This window comes from Pseudomonas argentinensis, assembly GCF_001839655.2.
Taxonomy (GTDB): Bacteria; Pseudomonadota; Gammaproteobacteria; order Pseudomonadales; family Pseudomonadaceae; genus Aquipseudomonas; species Aquipseudomonas argentinensis_B.
Genome location: NZ_CP056087.1, coordinates 108,864 through 125,088, shown reverse-complemented (window position 1 = coordinate 125,088; position 16,225 = coordinate 108,864). Strand labels below are relative to the sequence as shown.

Genomic DNA, 16,225 nt, shown 5'->3' with positions numbered 1-16,225 from the left:
TTTTCTAGGACTCTGCCATGACCGCCCTGAAGAACGACCGTTTCCTGCGTGCCCTGCTCAAGCAGCCCGTCGACGTCACGCCGGTGTGGATGATGCGCCAGGCCGGTCGTTACCTGCCCGAGTACCGCGCCAGCCGCGCCAGGGCCGGGGACTTCATGAGCCTGATGATGAACCCCGAGTTCGCCTGCGAAGTCACCCTGCAGCCGCTGGATCGCTACCCGCAGCTCGACGCCGCGATCCTGTTCTCGGACATCCTCACCATTCCCCATGCCATGGGCCAGGGTCTGTACTTCGAAACCGGCGAAGGCCCGCGTTTCAGGAAGGTGATCAGCAGCGCCGCGGATATCGAGGCACTGCCGATTCCCGATCCGGAACAGGACCTGGGCTACGTGATGGACGCGGTGCGCACCATCAAGTCGGCGCTGAATGGCCGTGTTCCGCTGATCGGCTTTTCCGGCAGCCCATGGACGCTGGCGACCTATATGGTCGAAGGCGGCTCGTCGAAGGACTTCCGCAAGATCAAGGCGATGCTCTACGACCAGCCCGAGGCCATGCACGCGCTGCTCGACAAGCTGGCGCAGTCGGTGACCGCCTACCTCAACGGGCAGATTCGCGCCGGCGCCCAGGCCGTGCAGATCTTCGATACCTGGGGCGGCAACCTGTCGTCGGCCGCCTATCAGACCTTTTCCCTGGCCTACATGCAGAAGATCGTCGACGGCCTGATCCGCGAGCAGGACGGTCGCAAGATCCCGGTGATCCTGTTCACCAAGAATGGCGGCCTGTGGTTGGAGTCGATAGCAGCCACCGGTGCCGACGCCCTGGGCCTGGACTGGAGCTGCGACATTGGCGAAGCGCGCCGCCGCGTCGGTCATCAGGTGGCCCTGCAGGGCAACATGGATCCCACCGTGCTGTACGCCAAGCCAGCGGCGATCCGCGCCGAAGTCGCGCGCATCCTCGACAGCTACGGCAATGGCACTGGGCATGTCTTCAACCTGGGCCATGGCATCACCCCGGAAGTCGATCCGGTCCACGCCGGCGCCTTCCTCGAAGCCGTCCACGAGCTGTCGGCTGCCTACCACCGTTGATTGCGGTTAGTCCGTCTGCGCTTTGCCGCGAGGCTGGTGCAGGCGGATATCGATCAGCGTGTCCTGGTCGCCATGCTCGAATTGTGCCGCCCTGGGTGTCGGCTTGCCCTTGAGCAAGGTCGGATTGGCGGAGAAGCCGACGGGCTCCTGGGGAATGCCGCGGGGGCTGAGGTCGAGGCGGCCGTTGCCGTTACTGTCCTGATAGAGCTGCAGGGCGAAGCGCCCCGGCGGCACGTCCTTGACGATCAGTTGCTCGCCGCTGCCCTGCTGCGCGTGCAACAGCGGCTCCCAGATCTTCTGGTCTGCGCTGACCAGCCCCAGGTAGAGCGGGGCGGTACTTTGATTGCCCTGCACGCGTACCAAAAGATCGCCCGCCTGGGCCGACAAGGTGCCAGACAGGAGAACCACTGCGCAGGCCACGCAGCGTTTGGTTACGATTTGAAGAAGTCTCTGTGGCATAATCCGCCCATTTTGCAGGGATTCGCTTAAAAAATGCGTCAGGTTCTCGTCGTTCACTTTTCACAGACTGGCCAATTGAACCGCCTGGTGCAATCGGTCTGTGCGCCCATGCAGGCGAGTGACGGCGTGCAGGTCGATTTCCTGGCCCTGCAGCCGGCCCAGCCGTTTCCCTTTCCCTGGCCCTTTCTCGGCTTCTTCCGGATCTTCCCGGAAACCGTGCTGATGAAGCCGCAGCCGCTGCTGCCCCTGGCTGTCGACGCCGACAAGCGTTACGACCTGATCATTCTCGCCTACCAGGTGTGGTTCCTGTCGCCCTCGCTGCCCTGCAGCAGTTTTCTTGCCTCGCCCGAGGCTGCTCAGCTGCTCAAGGGCACGCCAGTGGTGACCCTGATCGGCTGCCGCAATATGTGGCTGATGGCCCAGGAAAAGGTCAAGGCGCGTCTGCAGGCGCTGGGCGCGCGGCTGGTCGACAACGTGGTGCTGACCGATGCCTGTGGCACTGCAGCGAGCTTTCTGGCCACGCCGTTGTGGATGTTCACCGGCCGGCAGAAGCCCTACAGCTGGGTGCCGCGTGCCGGTATCGACGAGGGCGAACTGGCTGCTGCCAGCCGCTTTGGCGAGGCCATGGCGCGTCGCCTACTGGCTGACGAGCAGCCCATCGAGCAGCCGATGCTCACCGGCCTGGGCGCGGTGAAGGTGGATGAAAAACTGATCGCCAGCGAAAAGGTCGGCAACCGCAGCTTTACCCTGTGGAGCCGCCTGTTGGCAGCGCTCGGCCCGCAGCAGAGCATGCGCCGCGGCGTCGGGCTGGTGGTCTATATCGCTTTCCTGATCTGCCTGATTCTGACCGTGGTGCCGATCAGCGCCCTGTTGAAAAAGTTGTTGGCGCCGTTGTTCAAGGCGCGAATCCAGCGTCAAAAGGCCTACTTCGCCGGCCCGTCCGGCGAGTGAAGTGACCGAGGTAATCCTGTGGTAGCACCCGTATTCATCAACCGTATCAGTGCCAGACTGCCCCATGACCCGGTCGATAACGAGCAAATGGAGGCGCGGCTCGGCATGGTCGGCGAAAAGCCCTCGCGGGCGCGCAAGCTGATCCTGCGCCGCAATGGCATCCAGCAGCGCCACTACGTCATCGACCCGTTCAGCGGCGAGCCGAGCCTGAGCAACGCCCAGCTCAGCGCGCAGGCGATTCGCGGCCTGGCCGGTGACGGCTTCAACCTGGACGAACTGGAGTGCCTGGTGGCCGGTACCTCGTCGCCCGACCAGGTGATGCCCGGCCACGCGGTGATGGTGCACGGCGAGCTGGGCAGCCCGCCCTGCGAAGTGGTGACCACCGCCGGTATCTGCGTATGCGGGATGACCGCTCTGAAATACGCGTGGATGAACGTGGCCAGCGGGCAGAGCCGCAACGCCGTGGCCTGTGGCTCTGAAGTGGCCTCGGCGATGATGCAGGCGCGCAACTTCAACGCCGAATACGAGAGCCGCGTCGACGAACTGGAAAAACACCCGGAAATCGCCTTCGAGAAGGATTTCCTGCGCTGGATGCTCTCCGACGGCGCTGGTGCCGTACTGTTGCAGGATCGCCCCAACGCCCCGGGGCCTGAGCCTGCGCATCGACTGGCTGGACATCGTCTCCTTCGCTGATCAGATGTCGGCCTGCATGTATGCCGGTGCCGAGATGGAAGACGGCGCGCTACGTGGCTGGGCCCGCTATGACGCCGAGCAGCGCGCGCAGCGCTCGGTGATGGCGGTCAAGCAGGACGTCAAACTGCTCAACGACAATATCGTCCGCCTCACCGTGGTCGAGGCGCTGCGCCGCATCATGGCGCGCCGCGAGCTGCGCGTGGCGGACATCGACTGGTTCCTGCCCCATTACTCGTCCGAATTCTTCCGCGAGCGCCTGGCCGCTGGCCTGGCCGAGGTCGACCTGGCGATCCCCATGGCGCGCTGGTTCACCAACCTGACGAGCAAGGGCAACACCGGCGCGGCGTCGATCTTCGTCATCCTCGACGAGCTGTTCAATGGCGGGCACCTGCGCAGCGGCCAGAAGCTGCTCTGCTACGTGCCGGAAAGCGGGCGTTTCTCCAGTGCATTCATGCACCTGACGGTGGTCGGCAATGAAGCTTGACGAGGTTCCCCAGGATCCGGATTCCGCCTACGGCGGGCACAGCAAGCTGCTCTATGCCGTCGATGACCAGGGCCGCTACCAGGGCGCGTCGAGCGCCGGTTGGGAGCCGGAGTCCTATTCCACCCAGTTGGCGGTCGCCGAGCTGCAGGCCCAGGAAGCCGAGGCCCACGCCGCCTGGCAGCGCGGCGAGGCGTCGCCGCTCGAGTGCCTGATGTACCGCTACCGCATGGACCTGCCGGCCCTGGCGCAGATTGCCGGGATTTGGCAATGGCGCGTACGCCGGCACTTTCGACCTGAAATTTACCGGCGCCTGAGCGATTCGCTGCTGGCCCGCTACGCCGAGGCCTTCGGTTTGACCGTCGACGAGCTGCGTCGCTACCGGAAGGAACTGCCATGACCGCCTTCGAGCACCGCCAGAGCGCCCACTGCGAAAGCGGCGTGATGGCCAGCCTGCTCAGCCAGGCCGGCCTGCCGATGAGCGAGCCGATGGCCTTCGGCCTGGCCTCGGGCCTGGCGTTCGCCTACCTGCCGATCGTCAAGCTCGGCGGTATGCCGCTGATTGCCTACCGCATGCCGCCGCGCCACCTGATCAAGACCCTCAGCAAGCGCCTGGGTGTGAGGCTGACCAGCCGCACCTTCAGCAATCCCGAGCAGGGGCGCCAGGCCCTCGACGAGGCGCTGGACGGCGGCCGCCTGGTCGGGCTGCAGAGCTCGGTGTTCTGGCTGCCGTACTTCCCGCCGGAGATGCGCTTTCACTTCAACGCCCACAACCTCCTGGCCTATGGGCGTGAGGGCGACGACTACCTGCTCAGCGACCCGGTATTCGAGGCGCCGGTGCGCTGCGCCACCGCGGACCTGCAGAAGGCCCGCTTTGCCAAGGGCGCCCTGGCGGCCAAGGGTTTGATGTATTACCTGGATGACGTGTCGCCCGAGCAGGACTGGGCGCAGCTGATTCGCCAGAGCGTGCTGTCCACCACGCGCATTCTCGATGGCCTGCCACTGCCGTGGATCGGCATTCGCGGCATTCGCCACTTGGCCAGCTGCGTGGAGAGGCTCGATCCGGCCCAGGCCAAGTACAACCGCCTGTATCTGACCCATATCGTGCGCATGCAGGAAGAGATCGGCACCGGCGGCGCCGGTTTTCGCTTCATGTACGCCAGTTTCCTGCAGGAGGCCGGCGGGAAGATCGGCGATGCCACCCTGCGCGAAGCCTCGACGCGCCTGACCGCGGTGGGCGATGACTGGCGCCAGTTCGCCTCGGCCTGCGTGCGCGCCAGCCGCAGCAAGGGTGAGGCCCGGGATTTCCGGCCGATTGCCGAGATGCTGCGGGGGATTGCCGGTCAGGAGCGGGTGTTGATGAAAGAGTTGGGGGCTTGGGCCAAGCGCAAGGGCTGAGATAAGGCTGTAGGAAGGTCGGTGCGGAGCTTTTGTAGGATAGGCCGGGCGGCGATCCGCTTTAGCCTCGAGTTTTCTGAACAGCCCGCTTCACATGCTTGAGCTGTGATTTGCCAGAGTTATCGCATTGCTCTTGCGTTCGGTTCCGCTCTGACGAGCGGGTTACTTTTGGCATCGCCCCAAAAGTAACCAAAAGGTCTAGCCCCGACATTCGGCCCCGGCTTCGCCGGGGTTCGCTCACTCCATCGTTGTTCCGGGGGCCGGCCTGGAAGGGCCATCCATGGCCCATCAGGCCTCTCGCCGCATCCATGCGGCTCGTCCCCCTGCACAACGACTCCATTCGGCCTCCTGAAGGGGCGAGTTGTGTCGCCTGTTATTCCCGTGTAGGAAAAACATCAAAAAGCTAAAGCCAGCCAAACGCCCGCTGCTTTACAGCTGCAACTGCAGCACATCGATTCCCGCCGTCAGCTCGGCAAAATCCGCCGCCCGGCTTGGCCCTTCGATCAGCACCCCCTGAGCCTCGAACTCGCCGTCTTCATCGATCAGCACCAGCAGCGCCTGGCCGATCAGGCCGTCGGCCAGGTCCAGGCTGGCCAGTGCCTGCAGGTGTTTCCACACGTTCGGGCCTGCACCGATGAAGAGGTTCGGGCCTTCCAGCCCCAGTTGTGCGGCGACATGAAAGCCGGCGGCGTTGCTGACGCTGTTGACGAACTCGAAGGGCTTGGGCTGCAGCAGGTGGACGCACACGCTGTCGAGCAGCGAGCCCATGGTGGCCCGGGCCGGGTGGCGCGAGGCCAGGTACAGGCCGCAGTCGCGGCGTATCTTGGCCTTGAGCGGTGCGGTGCACAGCAGGGCCTGCAGAATCAGCCGATCGATGCGGCGTGGCGTGGTCGGTAGCCAGCTGATCAGCGCGGTCTTGAGGTCCTTGTCGGTGTTTTCCACATCCCCGCGTACGCTGCAGGCCGCGATGGCATGGCTCATGGTGCGTCTCCCGCGCCGCGTTGCAGCACCAGGCTGGCGTTGTTGCCGCCAAAGCCGAAGTAGTTGGCCAGCAGCAGGCTGCCCTCGGTAACCGCCAGGGGCTCGCCCGACAGCGGCAGCAGGGCGTCCCGGGCGTAGTCGCAGGCGGGCAGGTGGGCGAGGTTTTCCACCAGCAGCAGGGTCTCGGTCAGGCCGCAGGCGCCCAGGGTGTGGCCGAGCCAGGGCTTGAGCACGCACAGCGGCGGCAGCGCCTCACCGAACAGCCGGCGCACGCCGTTGCTCTCGGCGCTGTCATTGGCGCCAGTGGCCGTGCCATGGGGTTTGACCAGGCCAATCTGCTCGGCAGTCACGCCAGCACCGCGCAGGGCTTCGCGCATCACCCACTCGATATGGCTGCCGTCTTCGCGGGTATTGGTCAGGCTGCTGGTGTCGCAGGCGCTGAAGCCGCCCAGCAGGCGGGCCAGCGGTGCCGGGCCCGGCTCCAGGGCCAGCAGGGTGGCCGCGTAGGCCTCGCCCAGCACCAGGCCATCGCGTTGCGGGTGGAAGGGACGATAATCGCCGCTGGGCGATACCAGGCCCAAGGCGCCAAAGCCTTGCTGGGCGATGGCGCTGGGGGTTTCGAAGGCCAGCACCAGCACACGGCGATACAGGTGGGCGCCCAACATGCGGGCACCATATAGCAAGCCATTGGCGGCGCTCGTGCAAGCGGTGTTGAGGGTGAAGGCGTCGACGAAACCGAAGCGCTCGCGCAGCCGCTCGGCGATCAGGTCGAGGGAGGTCGAGTGATCCGGGTGAAAGCCGCCGTGGCGAGCCGCGCGTGCCTCCAGCTCGTCGATATCCAGGCTGGTGCTGGCGACGATCAGCAGGCAGTCGTCCAGCGCGCCGGGCTCGTCGCCCAGGGTTTCGCGAATCAGCCGGTCGCAATGCTCGCCCGGTGTTTCGCCGCCGGCCACGGCCAGGTACGGACGTGGCGCCTGCAGCTCGTGCAGCAGCACGGTGTTGGCGGTTGGCCGCAGGCCGCTGCGCAGGGCGGCGTTGGCGGCGCGCAGGTCGGCGCCGAGGGCACTGTGCAGGGCGCCTCGCTGCAGGTAGACGGGCGTCACTGCTGTTGCCTGATAAAGGCCGCGATACTGGCGATGCTGTTGAGAATACGCCGGCCGTCCTTGGCGCCTTCGATGCGTACGCCGTAGTGCTGCTGCAGCGCCAGGGAGACTTGCAGGGCGTCCAGGCTATCCATCTGGATACGGCTCTGCTGGCCGAACAGCGGTTCGTCGTCTCCGATGCTTTGCCAGTCGATGTCGTCTTCCTTGTCGCACTCGCGAATCAGCAACTGCTTGAGCTTTTCTTCTAGTAGTGTGTGGTCCATTGCGTTTGCTGTACTCGTTTGTGGAACAGGAACAAGCCGCTGGCGCCGGCCACCGCTGCGAACAGCAGCAGGCGCGCGCACCAGGGGGCTACGTCGTTCAGTGAGCCGTGGCCCACCAGCAGGGTAAGGAAGGCGTCCAGTGCCCAGCTCATCGGTGATAGCTCCGCGAGCTGACGCATGGCCTCGGGCATCACGCTCTTGGGCACCATGATGCCGCCGATGGCTGCGAGGATGATATTGATCCCGCCGCCAAGCAATAGGGCTTGTTCACTACTGCGCGCCATGGCGGCCAGCAACAGGCCCAGGCTGGTGGTGGTCAGGGCGATGCTGATGGCCAGCACGGCGTAGGCGAGCTGGCTGCCGTTGAGCTCCAGCGCCGGCAGGCCCGCCAGCGGCAGGCCGTGCACGCCGATCGTCAGCAGCACCACGAACTGCACCAGGTTGATGGCCAGGTACGGCAGCACCTTGCTCGCCGCCAGGGTGCCGAGCCCCAGGCCCAGGCAGCGGAAGCGCAGCAGCGCGCCGCTCTGCTGCTCGCGCTGGAAGCTGCCGGCCATTGGCAGCATCACGAAGAACATGCCGAAGATCAGCCAGGCCGGCACGCTCATCTGCGTGGCGTTGGCCTGGGCGCTGAGGTCGCCGCTGGCCAGGCGCGCCTGCTCGTCGATGCGGCTTTCGGTGCGCTGCTGAATCAGCTCGAGCTGCTCAGCATGGCTGAGTCCTTCTTCCAGCGCGCCGCTGTCCTGCAGGTAGGCGAGCAGCCGGGTCTGCGCCAGGGCGATGGTTACCGCAGCGTGCAGGCGCTGGCGCGAGAGGCGGTCGAACTGGGCGGGGAAACTCAGGGTCGGGCCCTGATGGGGCGTATCCAGCAGCTTCTCTTCGAAGTCCGCCGGCAGGCTGATGCGCGCCATCTGCGCCGGCCCATCGGCCAGCAGCTGGCTGTCGGGCAACTGCGCCTGCAGGGCATCGTGAAAGAAACGGCTCGACTCGCTGGGCTGCGGGGTTTGCAGCACCAGCTGCAGCGGCGGCAGGCGATCCTGCAGGTAGCTGGACATGGCGCCGGCCATGATCACCAGAAACAGCGTCGGCATGAGGAACAGCACGGCCAGGGCGTGAGGGTCGCGCAGCAGCAGGAGGATTTCCTTGCGAACCAGGGCGCGCAGCCTCATAGCCGGCCTCCGTTGAGGCGCAGGTACAGCTGCTCCAGGGACGGCCGACCGAAGCGCAGCAGGCTGGGGGCTTGGGGCTGTGCGGCGATGAAACGGGTGATCGCCAGCAGCTGTTCGACGTCCAGCGCGGCGATGCGCACGCCGTTGGGCGTGTGTTCGGCGTTGATGCCAAGCTCGGTGAGCAATGATGGCAGCGCATCGGGGGCGTGCTCGGGCCACTCCAGAAACAGGCCGGGCTGATCGCCGAGCAATTGATGCTTGTCGACGTCCAGCTGCACACGGCCTTCGTGCAGCAGCAGGATGCGGTCGGCGACCTTTTCCACTTCATCCAGATAATGGCTGGTGTAGATCACCGCCTTGCCGTCGGCGGTCAGCTGCTGCACGGCGTCGAGCAGCAACTGCCGGCTGGCGGCATCGACGCCCACGGTGGCCTCGTCGAACAGATACAGCTCGGCCGGTTGCAGCAGGCCGATGGCGAAGTTCAGACGTCGCTGCTCGCCACCAGACAGGCGCTCTGCGCGGCGTCCGAGCTTGTCCGCCAGGGACGTGCCGGCGATGCAGTGCTCCAGGCGCTGGTGACGCTCGGCACCGCGCAGCCCGTAGAGATCGGCGAACAGCGCGAGATTTTCCCTCACCTTCAGCCCGGCGTAGAAGGCCAGTTGCTGGGGCACCAGGCCCAGGCGTCGCTCGCCCCGCCAGAGAATCCGCCCATCCAGGGGCTGCAGTACGCCGCTGAGCAGCGACAGCAGGGTGGTCTTGCCGGCGCCATTGCTGCCCAAGAGCCCCAGGCATTGGCCGGCCTGAAGCTGCAGGTCGATGCCGTGCAGCGCCGGTTGCGCTGCACCGGGGTAGCGATAGGCGATGCGGCTGAGTTCAAGCACGGACGAGCACCAGCAGCAGTTTGCCGTCCAGCAGCAGGCGCTCGCCTTCCTGCACGTTGAAGCCGTAAAGGGCGCCGGCCGGGCTCAGGGCTTCCTGGGTCGCGCTGACCAGCAGGACGCCTTCGCGCTGCGTGGGGTGATAGTGCAGCTGCAGCTGGGAGAGTTTGCCGACCAGGGCCATTTCGATGGCGCTGTCGTTGCCGTATAAGGCACCATGCGCAGCGCACAATTGGGCAGCGGCCTCGAACAACAGGCACGGCGAGGCGTTCTCGCCCAGGTTCTGCAGATGCCGCCATTCGCTCAGGCCGCGGATGCCGGTGGCATCGTGGTCGAGCAGGGCATCCAGCCAGAGGGCCTGGCCCTGGTGCGGCAGCAGTGAGTGCAGTTGGGTGCGATCCATGGCGGGCGTCTGGCGTGCGAGCGCAGCAGTGTAACAGAGGGTCTCAGGGAGCAAGCGAGTGGGCGGTTGGCAATTGGTGGTTTTCGTGGGGCTGAGCATCGCCCTGACCCTGGTCTCCTGGCGCTCGCTGGGCAACCCGCGCAGCCACGGCTTCTACCGCTACTTCGCCTGGGAAGTGATGCTGGTGATGCTGGTGCTCAACGCGCCGTTCTGGTTCGAGGACCGCGCCGCCCTGCATCAGCAGGTTTCCTGGGTGTTGCTGACCACTTCGCTGGCGGTGCTGTTCGCCGGCGTCTACCAGATGCGCCGCTTCGGGCGGGCCGACCAGCGCCGCCAGGACGACGAGCTGTTCGCCTTCGAGCGTACTTCGCAGTTGGTCACCAGTGGCATCTTCGCCTACATCCGTCACCCGATGTACTGCTCGCTGCTGCTGCTGGCCTGGGGCATCGCCTGGAAGCAACCGGGCACGCTGCTCATGCTGCTGGCCGTGGCGGCCAGCGTGCTGCTGTGGCTCGCCGCGCGCTGCGAGGAGCGCGAGTCGCTGGCCTATTTCGGCGACGCCTACCGCGACTACATGGCGCGCAGCCGCATGTTCGTGCCCTTCATCTTCTGAGCCGACGCGCCGCAAGGCTGTGCTTGCAGCGCATCACGGGCTTACTTGACGCTCGCGTACTTACCCTTCAGCGCGACGCCGGCCATGATGGCGCCGGCGTGGCATTCGAACTTGCTGTTGTCGCGGTATTCCTTGTTCTTGTAGTTGCTGGCCAGATCGACCACGGCGTTGGCGCCGGCGGCCTTGGCCGAGTTCTGCAGCTTGATCAGCGCCGATTGCAGCACCCAGCGGCAGGCTTCCTCGTCGCTCTTGTTGAAGGCGTTGGTCTTCTGGCTGGTGGTGACGTTGGCGTTGATGATCTTGGCGCCGGCCGGGGTCTTGTTCAGGTAGAACTTCACCGAGCCGTCCAGGCGGCCGGCCTGGGTGGCTTCGTTGACCACCGACTGGAAGTCCAGGAAATGGGCGGTGTCACGGGCCTGGCTGACGGCGGGCAGCAGGGCAGCGGTGAGCAGAGCAGCGGCGGTCAAGCGTTTCGCGTTCATCGGGTTTCTCCTGGGATGTCACTGGGGCGTGGGAAGGGAAGGGCGGCGCAGTTCCTGCTGGATGGTGCGGTCGAGCTTGCGCACCCACTTGTTGTAGGCGCGGTGAATGGTGCCGTCGTGATAGTCGAGATTGTGGCTGTCGCGGTACTGGATCGCGTAGGTCGACGCCGTGTAGGGAATGGTGATGTCAGCCTGGTGCCCGCGGCGGGTGTACTGCGCCATGATCTGCCCGCGATCGGCACGTTCCACCGTCCACTGGCGACGCTGGAGTGCGGTGAGGATCGCCCGGCGCATGTCGTCCTCTCCTTTCACCACGGCAGGCGGTGCGCTGCTGTTGATGTTCATCACGGGTTTCGAGCCGCAGGCGGTAATACCCAGCAGCAGTACGGCAAGCAGGGCGAAGCAATTGAAGCGAGCCATCATCCTTGGTCCTTGTCCTGGGGGTCAGCGCCAGCGGCGGAAGATCAGCGAGGTGTTGACCCCGCCAAAGGCGAAATTGTTGTTCATCACGTAGTCGTTGCTCATTTCGCGGAATTCGCCGCGCAGGTAGTCCAGCTCGCCGCAAGCCGGGTCGATGTGATCCAGGTTCAGGGTGTGCACGTAGCTGTCGCGGTTGAGCATCTCGATGCTGAACCAGGATTCCAGGGCGCCGCAGGCGCCCAGGGTGTGGCCGAAGTAGCTCTTCTGCGAGCTGATCGGCATGCGCGGGCCGAACAGGCTGCTGGTGGCCTGGGTTTCGGCGACGTCGCCCTGTTCGGTGGCGGTGCCGTGGCCGTTGACGTAGCCGATGGCCTCGGGGGCCAGCGCGGCATCTTCCAGGGCCAGCTGCATGGCGCGACGCATGGTGGCCTGCACCGGCTTGGTGGCGTGCTGGCCGTCGGCGTTACAGCCGAAGCCGACGATCTCGGCGTGGATGCTGGCACCACGGGCCAGGGCGTGTTCGAGTTCTTCGAGCACCAGCATGCCGGCACCTTCGCCGATCACCAGGCCGTCGCGGCCGCTGTCGTAGGGGCGCGGGCTGGTGTGCGGCGCGTCATTCTTCAGGCTGGTGGCGTACAGGGCGTCGAAGACCATGGCTTCGGTCGGGCACAGCTCTTCGGCGCCGCCGGCAAGCATCAGCGGCAGGCGGCCGAACTTGATCGCCTCGTAGGCGTAGCCGATGCCCTGGCTGCCGCTGGTGCAGGCGCTGGACGTGGGGATCAGCCGGCCGGTGAGGCCGAAGAAGATGCTGATATTGGCCGCCGTGGTGTGCGGCATCATGCGGATGTAGGAGTTGGCGTTGAGACCGTCGGCCACCGAGTTGAGCAGCATGTTGCCGAACGCCTTGATCTCCTCGGTGCTGCCGGTGGACGAGCCGCAGGCCACGCCCATGCGCCCGTCCTTGATGCTTTCGTCATCGAGCAGGCCGGCATCGGCCAGGGCGCGCTCGGCGGCATACACCGACAGGCGCGACACGCGGCCCATGCTGCGCAGCTGCTTGCGGGTCCAGCGGGCGGGCACGACGAAATCGTCGACCGGGCCACCCAGGCGGGTGTTCAACTCGGTGAAGCGATCCCATTCGTGCATCACGCGAATGCCGCTGCGGTTGGCGCGGAAATTCGCCGCGATGCTGTCCCAGCTGTCGCCCAGGGATGTGATGCCGGCCATGCCGGTTACGACTACGCGTTTCATGCCACTTCGCTCTCTTTCAACACAGACCGCCATTGACGGCGATCACCTGGCGGGTGATGTAGGCCGCCTCGTCGGACATCAGGAAATTCACCGCGCCGGCCACTTCTTCCGGGGTGCCCATGCGCGCGGCCGGGACCATCTTGAGGATATCCTCGAGCGGCACGTGCTCGTCGAGAATCTCGGTATCGATCAGCCCCGGAGCCACGCAGTTGACGGTGATCTTGCGTTTGCCCAGCTCGATTGCCAGGGCCTTGGCGGCGCCGATGATGCCGGCCTTGGAGGCACTGTAGTTGACCTGCCCACGGTTGCCGATCAGCCCGGAAACCGAGGTGATGCAGACGATACGCCCTGGCTTGCGGCGACGCACCATCGGCATCGTCAGCGGATGCAGCACGTTGTAGAAACCATCCAGATTTGTGCGCAGCACCACATCCCAGTCCTCCTCGCCGAGCGCCGGGAAGGCGCCGTCGCGGGTCAGCCCGGCGTTGCACACCACGCCGTAGTAGGCGCCGTGGCTTTCCACGTCGGCTTCCAGGGCGTTGCGGCAGGTTTGCCGGTCGGCCACGTCGAACTGCAGGATGCGCGCGCGCTGGCCCAGGGCCTCGATCTCGCGCTGTACCGCCTCGGCCTCGTCACGGCGCGAGCGGCAGTGCAGCACCAGGTCGAAACCGGCGCGTGCCAGGCGCAGGGCAATGGCGCGGCCGATACCGCGGCTCGATCCGGTGACCAGAATGGTCTCGCTCATTAAGACGGCTCCTGAAACGGGGGTTCTTGGATATAGGTGGACACGTCGCGGGGCTGGAACACGTTGAGCCGCGCCTCGACCAGGATGCCCGGGCCTTCGAGGCGGCATTCGAACACGCACATGCCGTTGTCGTCCTGCAGCGAGCGATTGGCGTGGATCAGCAGCGTGCTGCCAGCCGGAAAGCGGTCCACGTTGCAGGTAAAGTTGCGGGTGCCGAGCAGGAAGCCCAGCTCCACCGGCAGGCCTTGTTCACGGGCATGGCAACCGGCGAAGGCGGCCACGCTCTGGGCCATCAGCTCGATGCCCACGGCGGCCGGCAGGCTGCCGTCGGTCTGGCTGAACAGGCCACCCGGGCGCACCACCAGGCGGGTGTCGATATGGTCGGCGCCGAAAGCCAGCACCTCGTCGATCAAAATCATGTCGCCAGCGTGGGGCACCAGCTCGGCGACGGGCCAGACACTCACGGCAGGTCTCCTAGAATCAAGGAAATATTGTTGCCGCCAAAGGCGAACGAGTTGCTCATCAGGTAGCGGCGGCCAGCCGCTGGCAGCGTACCGGGCGCGTCGACGAGCGCCAGGCGTGGCAGTTGCGTATCGGCCACGCCGTCCCAGACGTGAGGGGGCAGGCGGTTGGCGGTGTTGTAATGGCTCAGGGTCAGCCAGCAGAACGCGGCTTCCAGCGCCCCGGCGGCGCCCAGGGTATGGCCGGTCAACGCCTTGCTCGACGAACAGGCTACGCCGGCCGGGAACAGCGCCTGTACGGCCAGGCTTTCCATGGCGTCGTTATGGGTGGTGGCAGTGCCGTGCAGGTTGAGGTAGCCGATCTGCTCGGCGGTCAGGCCCGCCGCGCTCAGCGCCTTGCGCATCGCCTGCTGGGCGCCGAGGCCTTCGGGGTGCGGCGCGGAAATATGGTGGGCGTCGGAGGTGGCGCCACCGCCGAGCAGGCCGATGCCGGGGCCCTGTTCGGCGCGGGTCATCAGAAACAGTGCGGCGGCCTCGCCGATATTGATGCCGTGGCGGTTGGCCGAGAACGGGTTGCAGCGCTCGTCGGACACCGCCTCCAGGCTGGCGAAGCCGTTCAGGGTCAGCTTGCACAGGCTGTCCACGCCGCCACACAGCACCGCATCGCACAGGCCCATGCGCAGCAGACGCTGGGCGGCGAGCAGGGCGCGGCCGCTGGAGGTGCAGGCCGTGGACTGGCAATAGGCCGGGCCGCTCAGGCCCAGCCAGTCGGCGAGAAAGCTCGCGGGTGCAGCGATTTCCTGGCGATTGTAGCGGTAAGCATCCGGCAGCTCGCCGCTGTGCACATACTCGGCGATATGCTCGCCGGCTTCGGCGATGCCCGAGGTGCTGGTGCCGAGCACCACGGCGATGCGGCTGGGGCCGTATTGGGTGATGGCCGCCTGGATGTGGTCCTCGATCTCCAGGGCGGCGGCCAGCAGCAGGCGATTGTTGCGACTGGCGAGGTGCTCGAAGCCGGCGGGCATCGCGGGCAGCGGCGCATCCACCGCACCGACCGTCACGCTGCGCTCGGGGATCCAGCCCGCCTGGCGGCGCATGCCGCTGGTGTCGCCGGCGAACAGCGCGTCGGCCACCGCCTGCTTGCCCTGACCCAGGGCGCAGACCACGCCGAGGGCGTCGAGTCGAGCGATCATGGTTGCGTCTCCAGCGGGCGCACGCGGTACTGCTGCGTGGCGTTACTCAGTTCGATGGCCCGCCCGGCACCGTAACGGATGCGCCAGTCCGGGGCCAGCTGGCGGCCCTCGGCGCCCAGGCGCCACTGCTTGCCGGCGTAGCTGGCGGCCAGCTGATCATCCGGGATGAGGGCGAACAGCAGGGCGGCGAACAGCTCGCGGGCGGGGGCATTGGGCGGCAGCAGGCCGTCATTGTGCCAGGCGCCATCGGCCAGCGATTGCCGGGCCAGCGGTACGCCGAGCGGGTCGAACAACGACCAGCGCAATGCGGTGCCCTCGGCCTGGATCACCAGCAGCCAGTCCTGGCCGTCGGCGGTACTGACCTGCAGCGCCATCGGCAGCGGCTGCGTCAGTTGCGGCGCGGCAGCGGGCAGCGGTGTGCGCGCAGCACAGGCGCTCAGCAACAGGAAGCAGGCGAGGGGCAGCAGGCGTTTCATGCAGGCTCCAGCGGTTTGCGCACCGCGGCGTTGACCAGGGTTTCGTTGCGCTGGCCGAACGGCCTGGGCTTGCGGATGCCCCAGCGTTCCAGCAGGCCGAAATCCTCCGAGCGGCTCCACCACAGGTAGGGGTAGGAGACGTTGCGCTCGCTGAATTCGAAACCCTGCTGGCGCAGCATGGCCAGGTATTCGCCGGCGGTCTTCTGCACCTCCATCGGGTGGCGGAACAGCCAGCGGATCACCCAGGTGTCGATGTAGTACTTGGTCGACTCGGCGAACAACAGCAGGCCGCCGGGCTTGAGCACGCGCCAGAACTCGGCCAGTGCCTGCGCCTGTTCGACCAGGTGGTGGAAGGTCTGGTGGCAGAACAGCATGTCCACGCTGGCATCGGGCAACCCGATGGCCGCGCAGTCGCTGGCGATCAGCTGTACGTCGAGGCCCAGGCGCTGGGCTTCGGCGCCGGAGCACTCGAGGCTGTGCGGGTCGGCGTCCAGGCCGATGATGCGGGCCGGCGCGAAGGCGCGCTGCAGCAGGCCGAACGACTTGCCCTGGCCGCAGCCGGCATCCAGCAGCACCGGCGCGGCCGGTAGCGGGCCGTCGATCAGCCCGCGCAGGTCATCGATGGCCACGCGCAGCACATGGTGCTGCCACACATGGCTACGCAGGAACCAGAAACCGAAGCCGGTTTCCTCGACGTAGGTGGTCGCGGCGCGATCCATC

Annotated in this window: 22 protein-coding genes; 7 read left to right on the top strand and 15 right to left on the bottom strand. The window is 66.4% G+C overall.

Annotated features, from left to right (window positions below; all coding sequences use genetic code 11):
• Positions 1 to 17: 17 nt before the first annotated feature.
• Positions 18 to 1,085: a uroporphyrinogen decarboxylase gene (gene hemE / locus SA190iCDA_RS00600; RefSeq protein WP_070885978.1), complete on the top strand. Its 1,068-nt coding sequence runs from the start codon at positions 18 to 20 to the stop codon at positions 1,083 to 1,085.
• Positions 1,086 to 1,091: 6 nt separating this feature from the next.
• Here the strand turns inward: hemE and SA190iCDA_RS00595 are convergent, their stop codons facing one another.
• Positions 1,092 to 1,493, bottom strand: coding sequence for a DUF2141 domain-containing protein (locus SA190iCDA_RS00595; RefSeq protein ID WP_070886194.1), 402 nt, complete (start codon positions 1,491 to 1,493; stop codon positions 1,092 to 1,094).
• Positions 1,494 to 1,577: 84 nt separating this feature from the next.
• Here SA190iCDA_RS00595 and SA190iCDA_RS00590 point away from each other — a divergent pair, with 84 nt between their 5' ends.
• Genes SA190iCDA_RS00590 through SA190iCDA_RS00575 form a run of 5 tightly spaced genes read left to right on the top strand, consistent with a single transcriptional unit; the run spans position 1,578 to position 5,067 of the window.
• Positions 1,578 to 2,495, top strand: coding sequence for a hypothetical protein (locus tag SA190iCDA_RS00590; protein ID WP_070885979.1), 918 nt, complete (start codon positions 1,578 to 1,580; stop codon positions 2,493 to 2,495).
• An 18-nt stretch (positions 2,496 to 2,513) separates the two neighbouring features.
• Positions 2,514 to 3,188: a hypothetical protein gene (locus SA190iCDA_RS23205; protein WP_329610175.1), complete on the top strand. Its 675-nt coding sequence runs from the start codon at positions 2,514 to 2,516 to the stop codon at positions 3,186 to 3,188.
• Between the two features lie 4 nt (positions 3,189 to 3,192).
• Positions 3,193 to 3,672, top strand: coding sequence for a 3-oxoacyl-[acyl-carrier-protein] synthase III C-terminal domain-containing protein (locus SA190iCDA_RS23200; RefSeq protein WP_329610174.1), 480 nt, complete (start codon positions 3,193 to 3,195; stop codon positions 3,670 to 3,672).
• Positions 3,662 to 4,069: a hypothetical protein gene (locus tag SA190iCDA_RS00580; RefSeq protein WP_070885980.1), complete on the top strand. Its 408-nt coding sequence runs from the start codon at positions 3,662 to 3,664 to the stop codon at positions 4,067 to 4,069. The genes SA190iCDA_RS23200 and SA190iCDA_RS00580 overlap by 11 nt, the downstream gene beginning before the upstream one ends.
• A complete protein-coding gene (locus SA190iCDA_RS00575) occupies positions 4,066 to 5,067 on the top strand; it encodes a BtrH N-terminal domain-containing protein (protein WP_070885981.1) in 1,002 nt (333 codons plus the stop codon). The genes SA190iCDA_RS00580 and SA190iCDA_RS00575 overlap by 4 nt, the downstream gene beginning before the upstream one ends.
• 429 nt (positions 5,068 to 5,496) lie before the next feature.
• On the opposite strand, the gene SA190iCDA_RS00570 is transcribed toward SA190iCDA_RS00575, so the two are convergent.
• The 6 genes from SA190iCDA_RS00570 to SA190iCDA_RS00545 are packed head-to-tail and all read right to left on the bottom strand — an operon-like array spanning position 5,497 to position 9,864.
• Complete coding sequence (locus SA190iCDA_RS00570; protein ID WP_070885982.1) at positions 5,497 to 6,048, bottom strand: hypothetical protein; 552 nt, start codon at positions 6,046 to 6,048, stop codon at positions 5,497 to 5,499.
• The gene (locus SA190iCDA_RS00565) at positions 6,045 to 7,151 is read right to left on the bottom strand and encodes a beta-ketoacyl synthase N-terminal-like domain-containing protein (RefSeq protein ID WP_070885983.1); all 1,107 of its coding nucleotides are present in this window, start codon (positions 7,149 to 7,151) and stop codon (positions 6,045 to 6,047) included. Before SA190iCDA_RS00565 ends, SA190iCDA_RS00570 begins: the two co-directional genes overlap by 4 nt.
• Positions 7,148 to 7,414: a hypothetical protein gene (locus SA190iCDA_RS00560; protein ID WP_070885984.1), complete on the bottom strand. Its 267-nt coding sequence runs from the start codon at positions 7,412 to 7,414 to the stop codon at positions 7,148 to 7,150. Before SA190iCDA_RS00560 ends, SA190iCDA_RS00565 begins: the two co-directional genes overlap by 4 nt.
• Positions 7,396 to 8,583 carry an ABC transporter permease gene (locus SA190iCDA_RS00555; protein WP_070885985.1) on the bottom strand — a complete coding sequence of 396 codons (1,188 nt, stop codon included), beginning with the start codon at positions 8,581 to 8,583 and terminating at the stop codon, positions 7,396 to 7,398. The genes SA190iCDA_RS00560 and SA190iCDA_RS00555 overlap by 19 nt, the downstream gene beginning before the upstream one ends.
• Positions 8,580 to 9,464, bottom strand: a complete 885-nt coding sequence (locus SA190iCDA_RS00550; RefSeq protein ID WP_070885986.1) for an ABC transporter ATP-binding protein — start codon at positions 9,462 to 9,464, stop codon at positions 8,580 to 8,582. Before SA190iCDA_RS00550 ends, SA190iCDA_RS00555 begins: the two co-directional genes overlap by 4 nt.
• Positions 9,457 to 9,864: a beta-hydroxyacyl-ACP dehydratase gene (locus tag SA190iCDA_RS00545; RefSeq protein ID WP_070885987.1), complete on the bottom strand. Its 408-nt coding sequence runs from the start codon at positions 9,862 to 9,864 to the stop codon at positions 9,457 to 9,459. Before SA190iCDA_RS00545 ends, SA190iCDA_RS00550 begins: the two co-directional genes overlap by 8 nt.
• 58 nt (positions 9,865 to 9,922) lie before the next feature.
• Between SA190iCDA_RS00545 and SA190iCDA_RS00540 the strand changes: the two genes are divergently transcribed.
• Positions 9,923 to 10,477, top strand: coding sequence for a methyltransferase family protein (locus tag SA190iCDA_RS00540; RefSeq protein WP_070885988.1), 555 nt, complete (start codon positions 9,923 to 9,925; stop codon positions 10,475 to 10,477).
• Positions 10,478 to 10,518: 41 nt separating this feature from the next.
• On the opposite strand, the gene SA190iCDA_RS00535 is transcribed toward SA190iCDA_RS00540, so the two are convergent.
• From SA190iCDA_RS00535 to SA190iCDA_RS00500, 8 genes are read right to left on the bottom strand one after another with little or no spacing between them, the layout of a single operon-like run.
• Positions 10,519 to 10,959, bottom strand: coding sequence for an excinuclease (locus SA190iCDA_RS00535; RefSeq protein WP_070885989.1), 441 nt, complete (start codon positions 10,957 to 10,959; stop codon positions 10,519 to 10,521).
• A gap of 18 nt (positions 10,960 to 10,977) precedes the next feature.
• A complete protein-coding gene (locus tag SA190iCDA_RS00530; RefSeq protein WP_170833946.1) occupies positions 10,978 to 11,379 on the bottom strand; it encodes a hypothetical protein in 402 nt (133 codons plus the stop codon).
• Positions 11,380 to 11,403: 24 nt separating this feature from the next.
• Entirely contained in the window at positions 11,404 to 12,630 is a 1,227-nt protein-coding gene (locus SA190iCDA_RS00525; protein ID WP_070885991.1) for a beta-ketoacyl-ACP synthase, read from the bottom strand.
• A 16-nt stretch (positions 12,631 to 12,646) separates the two neighbouring features.
• A complete protein-coding gene (fabG, locus tag SA190iCDA_RS00520) occupies positions 12,647 to 13,375 on the bottom strand; it encodes a 3-oxoacyl-ACP reductase FabG (protein WP_070885992.1) in 729 nt (242 codons plus the stop codon).
• Positions 13,375 to 13,794: a hotdog family protein gene (locus tag SA190iCDA_RS00515; RefSeq protein WP_070886195.1), complete on the bottom strand. Its 420-nt coding sequence runs from the start codon at positions 13,792 to 13,794 to the stop codon at positions 13,375 to 13,377. Before SA190iCDA_RS00515 ends, fabG begins: the two co-directional genes overlap by 1 nt.
• 41 nt (positions 13,795 to 13,835) lie before the next feature.
• Positions 13,836 to 15,029, bottom strand: a complete 1,194-nt coding sequence (locus tag SA190iCDA_RS00510) for a beta-ketoacyl-[acyl-carrier-protein] synthase family protein (protein ID WP_070885993.1) — start codon at positions 15,027 to 15,029, stop codon at positions 13,836 to 13,838.
• A complete protein-coding gene (locus SA190iCDA_RS00505; RefSeq protein ID WP_070885994.1) occupies positions 15,026 to 15,505 on the bottom strand; it encodes a DUF3261 domain-containing protein in 480 nt (159 codons plus the stop codon). Before SA190iCDA_RS00505 ends, SA190iCDA_RS00510 begins: the two co-directional genes overlap by 4 nt.
• Positions 15,502 to 16,224 (bottom strand): class I SAM-dependent methyltransferase, encoded by a 723-nt coding sequence (locus SA190iCDA_RS00500; protein ID WP_070885995.1) that lies wholly within the window; start codon positions 16,222 to 16,224, stop codon positions 15,502 to 15,504. Before SA190iCDA_RS00500 ends, SA190iCDA_RS00505 begins: the two co-directional genes overlap by 4 nt.
• Position 16,225 lies beyond the last annotated feature (1 nt).